Annotated in this window: 12 protein-coding genes; 5 read left to right on the forward strand and 7 right to left on the reverse strand. The window is 49.4% G+C overall.

Going from position 1 to position 18,305, the window contains the following annotated elements:
- Positions 1 to 288: 288 nt before the first annotated feature.
- A complete protein-coding gene (locus ACO0K8_RS20505) occupies positions 289 to 696 on the reverse strand; it encodes an ANTAR domain-containing response regulator (RefSeq protein WP_422948513.1) in 408 nt (135 codons plus the stop codon).
- Positions 697 to 885: 189 nt separating this feature from the next.
- Positions 886 to 3,393: a prolyl oligopeptidase family serine peptidase gene (locus ACO0K8_RS20510; RefSeq protein ID WP_422948514.1), complete on the reverse strand. Its 2,508-nt coding sequence runs from the start codon at positions 3,391 to 3,393 to the stop codon at positions 886 to 888.
- A 348-nt stretch (positions 3,394 to 3,741) separates the two neighbouring features.
- On the opposite strand from ACO0K8_RS20510, the gene ACO0K8_RS20515 reads away from it, so the two are divergent.
- Entirely contained in the window at positions 3,742 to 5,226 is a 1,485-nt protein-coding gene (locus tag ACO0K8_RS20515; RefSeq protein WP_422948515.1) for a peptide MFS transporter, read from the forward strand.
- Positions 5,227 to 5,638: 412 nt separating this feature from the next.
- Here ACO0K8_RS20515 and ACO0K8_RS20520 read toward each other — a convergent pair whose 3' ends face one another.
- The 3 genes from ACO0K8_RS20520 to ACO0K8_RS20530 form a co-directional block, all read right to left on the reverse strand.
- Positions 5,639 to 6,199 carry a phasin family protein gene (locus ACO0K8_RS20520; protein WP_422948516.1) on the reverse strand — a complete coding sequence of 187 codons (561 nt, stop codon included), beginning with the start codon at positions 6,197 to 6,199 and terminating at the stop codon, positions 5,639 to 5,641.
- A 178-nt stretch (positions 6,200 to 6,377) separates the two neighbouring features.
- Positions 6,378 to 6,863, reverse strand: coding sequence for a methylated-DNA--[protein]-cysteine S-methyltransferase (locus tag ACO0K8_RS20525; RefSeq protein ID WP_422948517.1), 486 nt, complete (start codon positions 6,861 to 6,863; stop codon positions 6,378 to 6,380).
- Positions 6,864 to 6,865: 2 nt separating this feature from the next.
- Entirely contained in the window at positions 6,866 to 8,401 is a 1,536-nt protein-coding gene (locus tag ACO0K8_RS20530) for an AlkA N-terminal domain-containing protein (RefSeq protein ID WP_422948518.1), read from the reverse strand.
- A 128-nt stretch (positions 8,402 to 8,529) separates the two neighbouring features.
- Here ACO0K8_RS20530 and ACO0K8_RS20535 point away from each other — a divergent pair, with 128 nt between their 5' ends.
- The 4 genes from ACO0K8_RS20535 (at position 8,530) to ACO0K8_RS20550 (ending at position 15,467) form a co-directional block, all read left to right on the forward strand.
- Positions 8,530 to 11,415, forward strand: a complete 2,886-nt coding sequence (locus ACO0K8_RS20535; RefSeq protein ID WP_422948519.1) for an ATP-binding protein — start codon at positions 8,530 to 8,532, stop codon at positions 11,413 to 11,415.
- 272 nt (positions 11,416 to 11,687) lie between these two features.
- Positions 11,688 to 12,902 carry an MFS transporter gene (locus tag ACO0K8_RS20540; protein ID WP_422948520.1) on the forward strand — a complete coding sequence of 405 codons (1,215 nt, stop codon included), beginning with the start codon at positions 11,688 to 11,690 and terminating at the stop codon, positions 12,900 to 12,902.
- Positions 12,899 to 13,030, forward strand: coding sequence for a hypothetical protein (locus ACO0K8_RS20545; protein ID WP_422948521.1), 132 nt, complete (start codon positions 12,899 to 12,901; stop codon positions 13,028 to 13,030). The genes ACO0K8_RS20540 and ACO0K8_RS20545 overlap by 4 nt, the downstream gene beginning before the upstream one ends.
- 250 nt (positions 13,031 to 13,280) lie before the next feature.
- A complete protein-coding gene (locus ACO0K8_RS20550; protein ID WP_422948522.1) occupies positions 13,281 to 15,467 on the forward strand; it encodes a M3 family metallopeptidase in 2,187 nt (728 codons plus the stop codon).
- A 71-nt stretch (positions 15,468 to 15,538) separates the two neighbouring features.
- Here the strand turns inward: ACO0K8_RS20550 and ACO0K8_RS20555 are convergent, their stop codons facing one another.
- Both ACO0K8_RS20555 and ACO0K8_RS20560 read right to left on the reverse strand, forming a co-directional pair.
- Entirely contained in the window at positions 15,539 to 15,883 is a 345-nt protein-coding gene (locus ACO0K8_RS20555; RefSeq protein ID WP_295747881.1) for an energy transducer TonB, read from the reverse strand.
- A gap of 194 nt (positions 15,884 to 16,077) precedes the next feature.
- The gene (locus tag ACO0K8_RS20560) at positions 16,078 to 17,826 is read right to left on the reverse strand and encodes a methyl-accepting chemotaxis protein (RefSeq protein WP_422948523.1); all 1,749 of its coding nucleotides are present in this window, start codon (positions 17,824 to 17,826) and stop codon (positions 16,078 to 16,080) included.
- Positions 17,827 to 18,305 lie beyond the last annotated feature (479 nt).

Below are 18,305 nucleotides of genomic sequence, written 5' to 3' on the forward strand. Positions count from 1 at the left end.
TGCACCGACTGCGTTGCTTTTCTGCCAGATTGCTACAAAGCGTTTTGTTTGTAAGCAGCAGAGAGATGAGATTATGCGGCATTTCCTTCTGCTCGTCAACCCCTTGTTTTACTAGCGTTTGAATTTACTGTGTTTCTTAATTCAAACCGGGGACTGCTTTGCCTGCCTTACTTTCTTCATTTCGCCCCGCTCTTCTGCGGGAGGCGAACTATAGCAAAGCTTGCCCTTGCTTGGCAAGCTTATTTATTCATGGAATTAATTTAGATTCAATCGATAGTGCCGAACAACTCATTCATTCGGAACTGGCTGATCTTTGACTTTAGCTTGCTTAGAAATGCGGATGATTGTATTGCGGATGGAACTAAGCACGGCGACCGCATTGAACGGCTTAACAATGAAGCCACTAACCCCATGTTGTTGCGCCATCTGTATTAACTCGGCATCCATTTTTGAGGACACCAAAAAAATCAAGGCTCTGGATAATTCTTTGCGTAAATTATCTAACAATGCCATACCGTCCGCGTTATCTTCACCTATATCGACGCAGACGATTTGTGGCTGCAATTTCACCATGCGCGCTAAATTCGACAAGCTCGTATTACTATCACCAACAACCTCATGGCCACCAGTGGTCAATACCGAGCCCAAAAGATTACGTGCAACTGCCTGATTATCGAGAATGACGACCTTCAACATATTTGGGGCCAGATAGTAAGATGAAAATTCATCATAAATGAAAAGCAAAGATTTGTGCCAAAAGATTATAACGAGCCAGATACTAGATAGGAGTATCGATATTCATCCACGAATTGCGCATTAAACACGTGCGCAATGTGATCTGATTATCAGATACTCCCTATATTTAAGTATTTCACTAGATATCAATCAGTCGCCCGGAACAAACTCACTGTGTTTTCCCGCCACGTTATTACTATTTAGATGGGTGTTGAGCCAATTATCCTGTTCCCACAACATCTGTAAGATAGATTCACGGGCGCGATAGGCGTGACTCTCATTGGGCAACATGACTAGACGCGTAGTCGCGCCCAAACCCTGCAGCGCCTGATACATGCGCTCGCTCTGGACTGGAAAGGTGCCACTATTATTGTCCTGCTCTCCATGGATAAATAGAATAGGGTCTTTAATTTGCTCGGCAAAGTTAAACGGTGCCATCGCTTGGTACACTTCTTTGGCATCCCAAAAATTTCTATCTTCAGCCTGAAATCCAAACGGTGTCAGACTGCGATTATAGGCGCCGGAGCGAGCTATGCCGGCGCGAAACAGGCGTGTATGCGCCAGCAGATTAGCCGTCATGAAGGCACCATAGCTATGGCCGCCTATGGCAATTTTATCGGCTTGCGCCACACCTAGTCGCAACACTTCATTCACGGCAGCTTCGGCGTTCATCTTCATTTGCGCCAGATAGGTGTCATTTGGTTCTTGCTTACCCTCACCAACGATGGGCATGGCGGGATGGTCGAGCACGGTATAACCGCGCGCCAACATGACCTGAGGCCCCCAATAACTGATGCGATTAAATCTATACGGCGACTCTTTGACCTGAGCAGCCGCAGCGGCAGTTTTAAATTCTTCAGGATAAGCCCACATCAACATAGGACGCGGTCCATCACGCTGTGCATCATAGCCAGGGGGCAAATAAAGGGTCGCGCTCAGGTCAATTCCGTCGGCACGCTTATAGTGTATTTGCTGTTTTTGCACGCCTTTAAACTGCGGCGTCGGATGGGGAAAGCTCGTCAAGGTTCGCAATTGATCCTGCTCCTTCAAATCGCGCAGATAGAAATTCGGACGTTCATCACTGGCTTCGCGGCTACTGATGAATTGGCTGCCTTCATCATCTAGCAGCGCCAACACACTTTCATAAAAAGGCGCTTGGGAACGCCATAGCCTTTTTGCTTGTTTGCTCGGCAGCTCATAGCGATCCAGAAACGGACGGTCTCCTTCAGCGCTAGCGCCAGCACCTATCAAGAATAAAGCATTACCATCGGTGCTGGTTCGCAATACCGAGCGCCCCCAGACATTCTGGCGCATCGCAGGGCTGCCGGGATCAGCATATCTATCTTCAGACTTATGCGCAAATAGCAGTTCTGCCGGCGCATCGGGCGACGCTGGTTGTATGCGCCAGGTACGCAAGTCGCGGGTTTTCCACCAAAATTCGCTGACTAAGGCTAGGTCATCTCTGCCCCAGTCGATGCCGGCAAAGCGACTGGCCAGATCCATCAACTTACTTGGCGCATCGCTGAAGGGTGCAGCTTGCTGAAACAAACTATCTCTTACTGCCGCCTCTTGATTGGGATCGCCACCATCCTGCGCTTCTACCCAATACAGGGTCGCCGCTAGATCGGCCCGCCAGGCATAGTTGCGCGGCCCGGTTTGTACCGCATCATTGCCAGCTGGCAAGCGCTCACGCAATGGCCGCTCATGGATAGTTTTTATTTTATTTCCGTGTGCATCCCACATCTCGACCAATTGTGGAAAACGAGAAATAGGAAGCATATAAGAATACGGTCTGCGCAATTGCGTAGTAAGTAGGTAACGCCCGTCGGGCGAGGCTTGCGCGCCAATCAACGGCAGGCTAGGACCGATGCGTTTTAATGCGCCACTGACACTCACCAGCGCCAACTGAGTCTGTAACTGCCAGTCCAGCATATCGGCATCAAACGGATTTTTCAGCATATCCGGATAGGTACGGTTCTGCGCCACTTTGCCGCCCTGAGTCTCTTGTACGTTCGGGCCTACCGGTGCGACTGGTGCTTGCGGAATTTTTGCCTGCTTAGCGGGATTCAAGCGTAGCAACAATTGTTGCGTTTGCCCGCCGCCGATTTGTAAACTAGTGATCCAGGAGAAGCCGTTGCTGGTAGTGGCATTGAGATGTTCTTTAATCAAGCGGCGGGCACTGGCTTTTTCTACATCCAACAACCACAGTTCCACGCCTTGCTCACTCCAGCGGCTAAATGCTAACCAGCGCTCATCGCTAGACCATAAAGTGTCGGCGATTCTCGGATTCGGTGGTAAGCCACTGACTTTACGCGTCTTGGCGCTGGCGATATCAAGCAGACTCATATCGTTGGCGAACTCAAAACGACTGGCTGCTCGTGTTTTCCCATTCAATCGCAAGCCTGCCAGTTTCAGTTCAGGCTGAGCAACATCGGCAATCCCTGGCAAACCTGGCATGCTTAGGAGCAAGGCACTTTTACGCAACGGCCCTAATTGCAGCATAGGCCCGCGCGGCGCATCGACCACCGCCTGTAATTCTGGCGCAGGATTTTGATAGCCACTAGCAGAGACAGCAAGCGCAGCAGCCGCATCTGCTGCGACCACGGAAAAAGTACTACCCATGAGGAAAGGGGCGATGAATGTAAGCTTGTTATGCATGAGACGTATTCGCTAAGCCTTGTTGTTACATTGCGTCAAAATTGTGGTGCCAGACTAAAGAATTGAATGACGAGAATAGTGTATTTACAAGGAATCAGTATATTTTTCTGGGTCAGGGCTGTCCATTATTATCTTTACACCCAGTCAAACCACAGAAATTGCTGCCTATCACCATATAAATTTGCTGAGTTTTCCATATTTAACGAAGATTTTTCGGTTGTAATCACTTTGTAAGAACTGAGCACAATGCCATGTTAAGCTTGCCGCCGATTTACCCAGTCTATCTATACACAAGAACCACGCTAAAACGTCCAGACCAGAGACGTGTTCTATCCTAAGGAGAAATATGTGACTACCAGTACCACTGTTAATGCAGCGATCCCCATCAATGCTAATGCAATAAAAGAACGTCAACCTGCCGCATTGCCCATGTTGTTTTTGACGGAAATGTGGGAGCGTTTTAGTTACTACGGGATGCGTGCGCTATTAGTTATTTATCTAGTCAACGCACAAGGCTACGATCGCGCTAACGCTCTCGCTTTATACGCGACCTATACTGGACTGGTGTATTTATCGCCTTTGATGGGTGGGTATTTAGCTGATCGCTATTTAGGAAAACGCAAGGCTATTCTGGTCGGCGGCTTCACCATGGCTCTCGGTCATTTTGCCATGGCTTTCCCAGCTTTTCTGCATCTCGCGCTGGGCTTGTTAATTATTGGTAATGGCTTTTTTAAACCAAATATTGGCTCTTTGCTCGGTTCACTGTATCGCGAAAACGATCCACGTCGCGATGGCGGTTTTACCTTCTTCTATATGGGCGTGAATACCGGGGCATTTTTAGCACCCTTGATCGCTGGTACTTTAGGTGAAAAAGTCGGCTGGCACTATGGGTTTGCTGCGGCTGGCGTAGGTATGTGCTGTGGTTTATTGCAATTTGTATTGGGTCAGAAAAAACTTGGCGACGCAGGCTTTATCGGCGACAAGACCAGACTGGATAAATCTGACTGGCTGCACATTATGCTCATTAGCGGCGGCATGATACCTTTGGTGTTAGCAGTACTGAGCACTTGGTCAATGATAGGTCCAATCTGGAATGGTTTCATGTTCCCTGTAAAAATGGCAATTGTCCTCGCTATCTTTGCTGCCTTGTGGTTCAGCAACAAACCTAAAGAAAATGTTGAAAAATTAACTACCGAAGAATGGCACCGTATCATCGCCATTTTCATCATGGGCTTTTTTGTGATCTTCTTTTGGATGGGCTTTGAACAGGCTGGCGGCACCTTGAGCTTGTTTGCCGATAAACAAACTGATCGTCATGTTGCAGGCTGGGAAATCCCAACTTCGTATTTCCAGGCAATCAATCCGCTTGGGATAGTCTTGCTCGGCCCTATCATGGCCTTCATCTGGACTCGCAACGCACAATCCCGCTTTTCCTTACCAACGCCAGTCAAGATGGCAATCGGGATGATCATTCTTGGTCTGGGTTTCGTTGTCATGGCGATGGCGCAGGGCAAAGCAGATGTCTCGGGCACAGTTGGACCGCAATGGCTGTTCTTTGTCTACTTACTTCATACTATTGGTGAGCTATGCCTGTCACCGGTTGGTTTATCGATGGTGACAAAACTAGCCCCGGCTCGTGTCGGTGCCTTGATGTTAGGCGTTTGGTATTTAGCCAATGCTGCGGCGAATACTTTGGCAGGTTTCCTCGAAGAGATACTGAAAGGTTCTTCTTTCCCATTATTTGGATTCCTGGTTGTCAGTTCTATCGGTGCCGGTATCGTATTATTAATGATTACCCCACTGCTGAAAAAACTGATGCATGGCAAGGCCTAATGAATTGAATAAGCTAGGCTATTCTAAAAAAAACCCGCGATTCGCGGGTTTTTTTTATTCTGTACGCAATGCTTATGCGCTTATGCCTCAGTCGCCAACGACTGCCAACAATAGCACCGCCTACACAGACTAGCCAGAGCACGCTCGGCGTCACATCGCATCACTTCATCGATTAAACTCGGCGAGGCGATGACGACATCTTGCATATAACACTGCTAAAAAAACGTCCATGCTAAACGAGCCTGATGGGGGCGCTGCTAAAAACAGTTGACTTGAATATGCGTCTGCTTTTCACATTAAAAGCTTTAAAAGCTAGCTTAAAATTTCGGCTTAAAGAATTTTAGACAAAAAAAGGCTCCCGCAAAACGGGAGCCTTTTTCAAAAGCATTAAAACCGTAAAAATGGTTTCAGCTTATTTTTTCTTTGATGTCACTTTGTCTGCTGCCTGAGTGAATTGCTGAGTAGCATTCGCCAGGTTTTCTTCTAAAGTTTGTACTGCTTGCTTAGTTGTCTTAGACAATTGCTCGTAACCTGCATTGATGTTACCTACCACTGTTTTCAAGGCAGTAACAGCTTGCTCGGAACCAGCAGGCGCATTTTTTGTTACTTCGTCGATCAGGGAAGACACTTTAGCGTTAGTTTCAGCGATATGCGCTTCAACTGCTTTAGTGAATTCTTGCTGAGTTGCGTTTGTGATGCTAGCCAGATGACGGCCATATGCCAATGCTTTTTCAGCAGTTGGTTTAGCTTGAGCGGTAGTCAAGGAAATAAATTCTTGTGCGTCTTTTACGCTAGCCAATTGCTTAGCAGCGGCTGAGCTTTCTTCGAAAGAAGCTTTAGCAGCATTGACGTTCAAAGAAACGAATTGCTCCAAACCTTCAAAGGCTTTCTTGTTCAATGAAGTCAAGGCAGCAAATTGTGTTTCCAAGCTAGCTTTAGTAGCGGCGATAAATTGTTCTGGTGTTGTGTACATGGTCTTCTCCGGTGTAGTAAAAAATAAACATAAATGGCAGTGATGTTCAAAAATTTACTTGAATAACGCACTGCAACAAATTCCATTCTACGCCTTAATTTGTTCGAGTCAAGCACTTTTTGTGCACTGCACCAAATATATTTATAACATCTTAGCAGTGGACAACAATGTAAATTATTTAAGTAATTTTACTTTTTTCCAGACCTAACAATGCCACTTTATTCGGCAATCCGCCTGCATATCCAGTCAATGCGCCCGAGCTGGCGATTACCCGGTGGCAGGGCACAATAATAGAAATTGGATTACGGCCATTCGCGGCACCCACAGCGCGTACTGCACCAGGCTTGCCTATCTGGCGTGCGATATCGGCATAACTAGCAGTGCTGCCATAAGCTAGCCTACGTAAAGCCTGCCATACCGCTTGTTGAAATACAGTGCCATGCGACAAGTCCAGAGGCAAATCAAATTCTTTCCTTTGTCCATCAAAGTAAGTGCCTAACTGTTCGGCAGTTTGTTGCAACACAGCATGCTTATCATTACGCTGCCAGCCCGCCATGCCTTTGAAATGACGGTGCTCTGCAAAATACACGCCTGCCAAACCACGCTCGCTCGCTGCCAGTAACAATGGACCGCGAGGACTCTGATAATAAAGATACTCAAACATGCTTATTCCTCAGACAAAGATTGCCATAACAAGAGAGCTGCATACGAGCGCCAGGGCGACCAAGTCTGCGCACGCGCCAACAACTGTTTTTCAGTCAGCCTGGTTTCCGGTGCGGTCGCGGCCGCTTTTTGCAAACCAAGATCGCCGCCAGGGAAAGCATCTGGATAGCGCAAGGCTCGCAAGGCGATGTATTGGGCAGTCCATTCACCGATACCGACAACAGTCTTAAGATGCGCGACCATCTCTGCCTGACTCGCTTGCAACGGTGCTTGCAATCCCCCTTCCAGCGTAAACCGCGCAAGATTTTGTATCGTCGCCGCACGTGTTTTTGGCATGCCTATGCTGGCGATCTCTTCGACTGACAATTGCGTGAGTAAGGCAGGGCTAGGAAAATGATGGCTGACGCTGGAAAATGGCGTCTCGATTTTTTCACCAAATCTTTGCACCAGTCGTCCTGACACGGTAGTGGCACCGGCCACGCTGACCTGCTGCCCCAGCACCGCGCGTATCGCCAGCTCAAAACTATCGAAAGCGCCGGGTACGCGCAAGCCGGGATTTCGTGCCATCTGCGCCGCCATCAACGCATCGCTCTCTAGGTGCGACTGAATCACGCTGGGATTGGCCTCCAGATCAAATTGCGTGCGCACTTTCGCTAACAAGGGCATCAATACTGATGACAAACCAGGCGCAACCTGCAGAGCCAATTGTCCGCTTTCGGGCAAATGGCTCACCTTGATCCAGCCGCTCTTGCCGTTCATTTGTACGCTACGCACGTACGCCCCGCTATCCAAAACCGCCTCCAGACCTGGCATGGCGCGCCCTTTTAAATAGACTAGCAAAGCGTTCCAGGCATACGGAGGTCGATATGCCAGACGCAATACCAGACCGTCACTCTCGTCTCTGCGGGCGCGCCGGATTGAACTCGGTGTCATTTGATAACGTTGCTCAAACAAGGCATTAAAACGCCTCAGGCTACCAAAACCAGCGGCATACGCCAATTCGGCCATCGGTAAGCTGGTCTCTTGCAACAGTTTCTTGGCAAACAACAGGCGCTGAGTTTGCGCCAACTCGACTGGAGTTACCCCAAATTCCTGCAGTAAAACACGACGTAACTGGCGTGAAGATAGACCGACCTGTTCCGACAGCTGTTCTATGCTGCCCTCGTTTAGAGCACCAGCAACAATTTTTTGCCAGACACCAAAAGCCAGATTTTGTTGCAAAGCGTAAGGTGCCAGTTCGGGACGGCAACGCAGACATGGTCGAAAACCAGCCGCCTCGGCGGCCGCCGCAGAACTATAAAAAACGCAAGACGAAGCGCGTGGTTTTTTGGCGCTACAAACCGGCCTACAATAAATTCCAGTGGTAGTCACTCCGGTAAAAAAGACACCATCAAAACGGCTATCCTTAGACAATACCGCACGATAATAAGCCTGATCGCGCTGGCTAGAGTAGGGCGATGCCTTGCTCATTGAAGTGATTAATGAGTCCGGTAAGACGTTTTGCTGGGTCAGTTTGCTATCCATATCGAGTACTGGCATTACCTGTTTTGCTGTAAGATATTTATCGTTATACGGCAAACCACAATTGATATCTAGCCATTTTCGGACAGTAAAGCAGCAGCCCAATTACACCAGATCATTGCGACTCAATCAGGAATGCAAGCACCGTGAGAATTAATCTGGACCGCATACAACGCAGCGCACGCCGTCATCCCAGATGGGCGCTGCGTCTGTACGCCGATCTCGAACGCCGCGCGCTGGCAGTCGGCGATTCCAATCTGTATCTGGCCGTTGTATATCAACGTTATTTCACTAAAGAACGCTTGGGTGAAGCCTTAGAGATACGCGACGACTTGTATCGAGGCTTACAAATAGCCGAAAACAAAAATTTGCCACTCGCGGCCGGTCAGATGCTGGTGGCCTTAGGTCGCATCCACTACACGCAAGGCGCTTATCGCGATGCCACGCGCTATTGGACGCGTTGTATTGATTTATGCAAACTTACGGCAGACACCCGCTCTTTAGTAGAAGCACGTATCGGCTTGGGGGCGATTTACGATGCCATCGGAGACTGGGAAACCGGGGCGCGCTTTCACCGGGATGCCGGTGACTTACTGAGTCTATCTGACGATCCCTATTTGCTCAGCAAACAAAGGATTAATCTGGCCATCAACCAGAGAAATATAGGACACATCGAAAATGCCAAAGAACTTTTCGAGCAAGCCCGCGACCATGCTGTACGCGGAGAAATAGCCGAATACGTAGCCGAAGCGCAATGGCATCTGGGTGCTTTGGCTATACTCCGCGGCAAGCTAGACGAAGCAGAGCATGACACCAGGCTTGCGCTGACACTGGCCAATGGCTGCGGCTATCAATGGTTGCAAGGTGCTGCCAGACATACTTTGGCCAACATCTACCAATTACAAGAGCTGCCAGAACTAGCCCTGAACACCTATCTGGAAGCGCTACAGCATGCCACTGAGATCAATTCTCGTACCCAAAAACTCGCTTGTTGCGAGGCCTTGTCGCGGCTCTACGAAAAAACCGGGCGCATCGCCGAGGCTCTCAATTATGCCCGGCAAGCGCAAAGCATTAACGCTCAATTAGCCGAGCTCAGCGCTAGCGATAGCTTTCGCGAACTCAGAGAATATGATTTATCGCACAAACCACCGGTGGAGCTACTACTAGAACTGTCTTCCAATAATCACCTGGAAAACCTCAGTGTAGAGGCTGCCTTACAGCACATCGTCACTGCCGCACTAGAGATACTGCGCATAGAATTTGTCGCGATCTGGCTACAAGATGAGGATTTGCCGCAACTGCGTTGCCGCGCCCTCACAGGTGCCGTCGGGACGACAATCACGAAAGAGAGCGTACTCAGTGCACAGCAAAAAGCCGGATATTGGAAAGTGCTACAACTGAGCCAGAGCCCGATATTAGCCCCGGATATACGCTTACATCCGGCCGCCGCGCAACTCAACAAGCTATTTGGAACCAGTACCGTGCGCTCCTTGCTCGAGATCCCCCTGCGCATGAACGGCACGCAACTAGGCGCGGTCAGTTTTGGGCAAACCGACGGGCAACGTAACTGGTCACGCGAAGATGTTTTGTTTGGCAGCCAGATAGCTAACGTGATCCAGCAAGTACTGGGCTATGCCGAACATGCCAAGGCACAACACGAACTTGAACTGCATGTGACGCGTCGCACTCAAGAATTACAGCGACAGACGGAAAATCTAGAGCTGGCGCACAGAAATATTTATTTACTCAGCGAACTGGGACGTGAAATCACCACCAACCTCGACCGTGAAAGTATCATGGACTGCGTGTATCGACACGTACAGGGCTTGATGCCCGCCGAAGTTTTTGCGATCGGTATCTACCGCGCAGAAAACGGAAGTATAGAATTTCCTTGCAACTACTTACACGGCAAGCGCATGCTGCCGTATCAGCGCGATATGCAAGATTCAGATTTATTGGCGGTCTGGTGCATACGCCATCAGAGAGAAATTTTCATCAATGATATACGCACCGAATATGCCGCCTTTATTAGTGAGAAAGGCTTAAACACGCTAGTGCCAGATGCTGCCTATGTAGACCTGTCGCAAAAAATTATGCCGCTCTCGCACATCTATGCGCCGCTCCGGGTAAAAAACAAAATCATCGGTTTAATTGCGATACAAAGTAGTAAAACAAATGCCTTCCAACGCATGCATGTAGACATGCTGATGTCACTTGCGACCTCAACGGCGGTTGCGCTGGAAAATGCCGATACCTATCTGCAATTATCAAATGCGCAGCAAATGCTGATGTCGAAAGAAAAATTGGCGGCACTCGGCTCGCTGGTGGCTGGCATCGCCCACGAGCTCAATACCCCGTTAGGGAACTGCCTGCTGACCGCCACCACCCTGCAGGAGCAAACCACGCGCTTTATGCGTGAACTAGAAAACGGCACGATCAAACGTTCGGGCTTAAACCAGTTCACCAGCAGCGTGGCCAGTGCCAATGAGATTGTCGTACGTAACCTGGAAAACGCCAGCGAATTGGTGAGTAGTTTCAAGCAAGTCTCGGTCGACCAAACTAGCCAGCAACGCCGACTCTTCAATTTGCTCGACACCAGCATGGATATTATCCGTACCGTGCAGAGCAGCATACAAAAACAAGGTCACCATATCGCCGTCGATATCCCAGCCGAGCTCAATCTCAACAGCTACCCCGGACCGTATGGCCAGGTGATCACGAACCTGATCAATAATGCCCTGCTGCATGCGTTTGAGGGCCGCAGCGATGGGCTGATGCAATTATCGGCCAGGCGACTGAACAATGATCAAGTACAGATTATTTTTTCAGACAATGGGGTGGGGATACTGGCCGAGCACATACGGCGTATTTTTGATCCTTTCTTCACGACCAAACTAGGAAGTGGCGGCAGTGGTCTGGGCATGAACATCGTGCACACCATCGTCACCGATCTGTTAGGCGGCGAGATCAGTGTTGCCAGCGACTACGGACTAGGCACACAAATTAGCTTAAGACTGCCACTACAGTCTTAAGTTTTTTGAACATGGCATAACCCAAGGCGCATATTCCATGCGGGTTTCCAGCCGGTCTGGCCTGCAAGGCGCATGGAATATGCGCCTTGGGCTAGCCTCGTTATTTTTCCATTTCAGCGTGTCTTTAGTCTGCAGCCGTCTACCAGACTTGCTCCAGCGCTGGCTGCTAGCGTTGATCAGACCACATGCAGTTTTAAATTGCGCTAAACTGATTCGCCCAAGCAGTAATGCCTGATTTCCGCTTCACTTACTTCAACTAAAACAACGATCCCATGCGCACCGTTACTACTCCCGATTTAAAAACCGTACTGATCGCCACTGGCTTTATTCTGACGATGGCGATGGGGGTGCGACATGGTTTTGGTTTCTGGATGCAACCGATCGCGCAGGCACATGGCTGGACCCGCGAAACCTACTCACTGGCGCTGGCGGTTCAAAATCTGATGTGGGGCGTGTTTGGTCCGTTTGCCGGTATGGCGGTGGATAAATTTGGCACGACCCGTGTGATTATCATCGGTGCGGTTTTGTATGCGGCCGGTTTGCTTTGGATGTCCATCATCGACCAACCCAGCCTGTTCATTATCGGCTCCGGTATCTTAATCGGTGCGGCGCTGGCCTGTACTGCGTTTGGTGCGGTTAGCAGCATCATTGGGCGCACCGCACCGGAGGCCAAGCGCTCCTGGGCCTTTGGCATGTCGTCGGCGGCCAGCTCTTTCGGCCAATTTGTGATGATGCCGGTAGAACAGCAATTGATCAACCATAGCGGCTGGCAAAATGCTTTCTACTTACTGGCGGCATTGTTACTAGTCGTCATGATACCGATGGCATTGCGCCTGCGTGAACCAGCCATTGTCCATCACAGCGGGCCACAACAAAGCATCATGGAAGCGATCCGCGAAGCCTTTGCGCATGGCCCTTTCCGTCTGCTGTTAGCAGGGTATTTTGTATGCGGATTTCAAGTGGTATTTATCGCGGTGCACATGCCCGCCTATCTGAAGGACAAGGGGATTATGGATCCCAACGTGGCGGTCTACGCACTGGCGTTGATCGGTCTGTTCAATATCTTTGGCTCGTATTATGCGGGTAAGTTAGGCGGCATCTTCCCTAAACATTACTTACTCTCGTCCATCTACATCAGTCGCACCGTGGTCATAGGCTTGTTCCTGCTGGCCCCTCTGTCAGCGTACTCTGTTTATATTTTTGCCGCCGCAATGGGCATACTGTGGCTGTCCACCGTTCCGCTCACTAATGGCGTGATTGCCGGTATCTTTGGGATGAAGTATCTGTCGATGTTGTCGGGCTTTGTGTTCTTCTCACACCAGCTCGGCAGCTTCCTCGGCGTTTGGCTGGGCGGCTATATTTATGCCAAGACGGGCAATTACAATATGGTATGGATGATCACCCTGGCACTGGGCGTATTTGCCACTCTGATCAATTTACCTATCAATGAAAAACCGATAGAACGCCCCCAAGCGCTAGCCACATGAATATCCCTCCTTTACTTGCCAAGCTGTTGTTGTGCGCTCTGCTGGCAGCAGTACTGACGCTGGCGTTTCTGGCCTATCTGCAGCCGGCATTTGTACTTGATCTGGCGAACCGCTTTATTTTGTGCTGAAAATCGACGTGCCCTAGACGCATGCGCCCTTCCTGCCTGCCTGCCCGATAAGCCGCATGGATAGTGCGCACTGGCAGGGGTGCTTGGCGGTTTATTCTTTGATTTGATCGCTACAAACCTAGTCCAATGCTATGATTTTGTCTATGCGTTTTTCAGTTCGGTTCGCAAATAGCTAGCACCGTTAAAACGCAATATTCCCCTAAAAATATCTGGTGCAGCCCGCTGCCCTAACCCAACGTAGAAAGCTACCATGACAAAAACCTTGCTCATGTTGCTGTGTTCTAGTCTGGCTATCCAAACCAGTCTGGCCGCAGATCCGGCCCCAAGTAAGTCGACAGAAAAAATTTCTGCCGAGACTAGTCTTGCGGCGAATATCACTGGCGTCTCTGACCTCAACCCCTTGCTTAGTGCGAGCGCTTTGCAGTACGAGTACCCGCCTTTTGATAAGATAAAAAACGCCCATTTTGCTCCGGCGTTTGCCGAGGCGATGCGTCAGCATACGGCCGAAATCAGAGCGATCGCCGAGAACTCCGCCAAACCGACGTTCGACAATACCGTGGTCGCGATGGAACGCGCAGGCCAGACACTAGGACGGGTTTCTAGCGATTTTTTTAATCTGAGTTCTGCCAATACCAATCCGGTCATGGAAGCCCTGTCGCGTGACCTGGCACCTAAGTTGGCGGCGCATACTGACGCTATTTATCTGAATGAAAAACTGTTTGAGCGCATCGATGCGGTCTATACCTTCCGCGCTAATCTGGCGATGGATGCCGAATCGCGACGTCTGCTGGAGCGCTATTACACCGACTTCGTACGGGCCGGCGCCAAGCTCTCAGCGGCCGACAAAATCAGCCTGAAAAGCATGAATGCGCAGCTGGCAACGCTGGCCACCCGTTTTGGTCAAAACATCTTGAACGAGACCAATCTGTCGGCCTTGATCGTGGAAAACAAGACCGAGTTAAAAGGCTTATCCAAAGATGAGATCAAAGCCGCTGCCGATGCCGCCAAGGCGCGCGGTTTAGACGGTAAATATCTGATCGCCTTGATGAATACCACCGGTCAGCCTTACCTCAGCAGTCTGAGCGATCGCGCGTTGCGCAAACGTCTGTATGAAGCCTCGACCGAGCGCGCCAGCCACGGCGGCGAATTCGACAATCAAGCCACCATATTGAGCATCGTCAAGCTGCGCGCTGAACGTGCCGCCTTATTAGGTTACGCCAACCATGCGGCATACACGCTGGAAGACGAAACCGCAAAAACCACCACAGCAGTAAACCAGATGCTCAGTGATCTAGCTCCGGCAGCGGTGGCCAATGCGCGCCAGGAAGCGGCCGACATGCAAAAGCTAATCGATGCAAAAAAAGGCGGCTTCAAACTGGCGGCGTGGGATAGCGCCTACTATAGCGAGCAAGTTCGCAAACAGAAATATAGCTTTGACGAAGCCCAATTGCGCCCTTACTTTGAACTCAATCACGTGCTGATCGACGGTGTGTTTTTCGCCGCCACTAAACTGTACGGCATCACGTTTAAAGAGCGCAAGGATTTACCGGTCTATCATCCTAGCGTACGGGTGTTCGAAGTATTTGACGTCGATGGTAAATCGATGGCCTTATTCATCGCTGACATGTATGCACGCCAGAGCAAGCGTGGCGGTGCCTGGATGAATGCCTATACGCCCCAATCCGGCCTGTTTGCAGCACAGACCGTCATTGCCAATCATCTCAATATTCCACAACCACCGGCTGGCCAGCCGACCTTACTGAGTTACGATGAAGTACGCACCGCCTTCCATGAATTTGGTCATGCGCTGCACGGTATGTTCTCGAATGTCCGTTATCCGCGCTTCTCCGGCACCAATGTCCCGAGAGACTTCGTCGAGTATCCATCGCAGGTCAATGAGATGTGGGCGACTTGGCCAGAAGTTTTGCAAAATTATGCCAAACACTACCAGACTGGTGTCGCCATGCCGACTGAATTATTCGCCAAGATCGCCGCTACCGGCAAATTCAATCAGGGCTTTGCTACCACCGAATATCTGGCAGCCTCTTTGCTGGACCAACGCTGGCATCAACTCAATGCCAATCAGATACCGTCGGATGTATTGGAATTTGAAGCTCAAGCACTCAAACAAGCCGGCGTCGCCTTTGCTCCGGCACCACCGCGCTACCGTAGCAGCTATTTCTCGCACATCTTTGGCGGCGGCTATTCAGCCGGCTATTACGCCTATCTGTGGAGTGAAGTGCTAGACGCAGATACGGTCGACTGGTTTAAGGAAAACGGCGGCTTGAGCCGTAAAAATGGGGACTGGTTCCGTCAGCAATTACTCTCACGCGGTGGCAGTGTGGATGCGATCGAGGCATTCCGCCAGTTCCGCGGGCGCGACGCCAAAATCACACCACTCTTATTGCGACGTGGACTCAAGACGGAGAGCAAATAGTCCTAGTTGAAGGATGGAACTAATGCAAAAAGGGAGCCTAGGCTCCCTTTTTTATTCTGCACTGATAAAACTTATTCCAGCTTCCAGACGAAATCAACTTTTGACCACAATTGTTCAGCTTTACCGTCTTTGCTTCCCGGTTTAAATTTACACTGGCTTAAAGCACTCAGGGCAGCTTTGTCCAAGCTCTTGGAACCACTCGATTTTTCGACTTTAGATTCGACCACTTTGCCATCGGTGCCAACCAGAAAACCCATTCCCACTGTGCCAGTCTCTTCGTTCATGAGCGCAGCTTTTGGATATTTTGGAGGATCGCAAGACTTACTATCCATCACGGGTGCTACCTCCGCCGCAAATGAAGTCGCAGCGGCAGCCAATAAACACATGCTAGCAATCAGGGATAAACGAGTTTTCATAAATACACTCTTCTTTATTAAATAATTAAAAATTCAGCATCAACATACGGTAACAGCACACTAAGAAACGCGCTATCGATATTCTTATTGAAAGCTCACACAAAATGGTCACTGCTCGGCGCACCACCGAATAGTCGACTTGAATACAGCTAGGTAGAAGCGATCATTCAGGAGCGACTTTGCGTCAGGTTTTATTAAAACTCTTCCCACTCATCAGCACTCGCTACGGCTGCTTTTTTGGGCGTCGCCTTTGCTGCCGGAAGAGACTTGTAGGCGGCTACTTTCGGTTTCGCCTTTGCTGGCAAGCGCGTCACTTCGGCCCGTCGTACCGGTGCCGCTACCGCTGCTTTCTTCATCTGACCACGCTGCTCACCCGCATTGAGCTTAAATATACTGACTACTTTGGCCAACTCGGCCGCCTGATCCTGCAAACTCTGAGCCGCTGCGGCAGCCTCTTCTACCAGAGCCGCATTTTGCTGGGTCATGCCATCCATTTCTATCACCGAGCGGTTAATCTCTTCGATGTCAGCGCTTTGCTCTTGGCTGGCGGCGCTAATTTCCGCAATGATGTCGGTCACATGCTTGACGCTAGTGACGACTTCATCAATCGTAACCCCGGCCTGCCCAACTAACTTGGTACCAATCTCAACCTTCTCTACCGAGATCCCGATCAAGGTCTTAATCTCTTTGGCGGCAGCTGCGCTGCGCTGAGCAAGATTCCTTACTTCTGAGGCAACCACGGCAAAGCCACGGCCCTGTTCACCGGCACGCGCAGCTTCCACGGCGGCATTCAATGCCAAAATATTGGTCTGAAAAGCGATACCATCAATCACACTAATAATGTCGACAATTTTCTTAGACGACTCATTAATCGAGCTCATGGTTTCGACCACTTGCGTCACCACCACACCACCTTGACGCGCCACTTCTGAAGCCGAGGCTGCCAGCTGATTCGCCTCACGGGCATTATCAGCATTTTGCTTGACCGTAGTGGTCAGCTCACGCATGGAAGAGGTGGTTTTTTCTAACGAGCTTGCCTGTTGCTCAGTACGATTCGAGAGATCCAGATTACCGCTAGCAATTTCACTAGAAGCGGTAGCAATGGTGTCGGTACCGACTCTAACCTGACCGACAATATTCACCAGACTGTCGCGCATGGTTTTCATTTCTGCCAATAAGCTAGTCTCATCACCAGCCTTAGTTTCAATCACCGCGGCCAAGTCGCCTGCCGCAATCTGACTAGCAATCTGGGCGGCATAATCAGGCTCGCCACCGAGTTGCTTCAAAATACTACGCGTAATCACCACGGCAGCAGCAATTCCCGCCAGTAAAGCCAATGTACCAAGTACCAACATCAAGGTACTGGCGCTAGCAAATGCTGACTTGGCATCCAGAGCGATTTCGGCATTGAGCTTGTCTTGAACTACCACCAGCTCGTCGAGAGTATCTAACCACTTTTTCTGTATCGGACGTATCTTCTTGATCAAGGCGACAGTTGCCACTTCGGGATTATTCGCCAGACCTAGTTCTTGTGCTTTAGCAGGCAAGGACGCTGCGGCATTTTCTTGCTCCTTGAGTTTACCCAAAAGTGTTTTTTCTTCTGCAGTGGTAGCACTCTCAGTGCTAAACATTTTCGCTAGTTTTTCTTCTGCTTCGGAATATTTTTTAGACTGCTCTTTGATCTTCGCCAGATCCGGTGCCATATCATCGGCATCATTAAGCAAAGTCAAATTACGCAAAGACACCATGCGATCATAGACGATGGCACGCATGTCCATCACCAAGCGTGTCTCCACGTTACTGACACCAACGATTTTTTCCAGTCTATCCTGGATCTGCGCCATGCGCGTAACCCCTAGCAGGGTGACGACGGTCAATAAGAGCAATACCAACGCAAAGCCTAAGCCCAGACGTTTTCCCACCTTCATTTTTGTGAAATTCATTATATTTTGAGTGATATCTAAAATTGATGGAAATTGTGAGTCAGAAACGCTATGAACTTCGAATTTACTTAACGCAATTAAGCCTTTCAATTACCCAGCTTATCGAACAAAGCTTATCGATATTTTTTTGCAGATTCTCTATATTTTTTTATTTTTTTTGTATTTCTAGCGAACCAGAAAATATTCGTCTAATGAATATACTCTATTATTTTTTGAAGGCAAGAAATTTTTTGGCGTCAAAAAAGCAGTTCGATTCATTGCCGACAAGAAATTTTACAATTCTTTCAGTCTTTACGAATTTATCAATTTTTACTTAAAAATAAGAAGAGAGAACTATCGGCAAAAAATAATTCGTATGTCCGAATTTTCTTTGTTGAAAACTCATTCAAACAACGTTTGATATTCCAGATTGAACTATTAAAGTTGGGTTACTACGAAAGACGATAATGTCATCTACAAAAATATGGCAGTAGTAAAAT

The organism is Undibacterium sp. Ren11W (assembly GCF_049340485.1).
Classification (GTDB): Bacteria; Pseudomonadota; Gammaproteobacteria; order Burkholderiales; family Burkholderiaceae_D; genus Undibacterium.

What these genes read in the sequence shown, in the direction of transcription:
- ACO0K8_RS20505 (WP_422948513.1), bottom strand. Translation starts at nt 696, where the DNA reads ATGTTGAAGGTCGTCATTCTCGATAATCAGGCAGTTGCACGTAATCTT.
- ACO0K8_RS20510 (WP_422948514.1), bottom strand. Translation starts at nt 3,393, where the DNA reads ATGCATAACAAGCTTACATTCATCGCCCCTTTCCTCATGGGTAGTACT.
- ACO0K8_RS20520 (WP_422948516.1), bottom strand. Translation starts at nt 6,199, where the DNA reads ATGTACACAACACCAGAACAATTTATCGCCGCTACTAAAGCTAGCTTG.
- ACO0K8_RS20525 (WP_422948517.1), bottom strand. Translation starts at nt 6,863, where the DNA reads ATGTTTGAGTATCTTTATTATCAGAGTCCTCGCGGTCCATTGTTACTG.
- ACO0K8_RS20530 (WP_422948518.1), bottom strand. Translation starts at nt 8,401, where the DNA reads ATGCCAGTACTCGATATGGATAGCAAACTGACCCAGCAAAACGTCTTA.
- ACO0K8_RS20540 (WP_422948520.1), top strand. Translation starts at nt 11,688, where the DNA reads ATGCGCACCGTTACTACTCCCGATTTAAAAACCGTACTGATCGCCACT.
- ACO0K8_RS20545 (WP_422948521.1), top strand. Translation starts at nt 12,899, where the DNA reads ATGAATATCCCTCCTTTACTTGCCAAGCTGTTGTTGTGCGCTCTGCTG.
- ACO0K8_RS20550 (WP_422948522.1), top strand. Translation starts at nt 13,281, where the DNA reads ATGACAAAAACCTTGCTCATGTTGCTGTGTTCTAGTCTGGCTATCCAA.
- ACO0K8_RS20555 (WP_295747881.1), bottom strand. Translation starts at nt 15,883, where the DNA reads ATGAAAACTCGTTTATCCCTGATTGCTAGCATGTGTTTATTGGCTGCC.
- ACO0K8_RS20560 (WP_422948523.1), bottom strand. Translation starts at nt 17,826, where the DNA reads ATGAATTTCACAAAAATGAAGGTGGGAAAACGTCTGGGCTTAGGCTTT.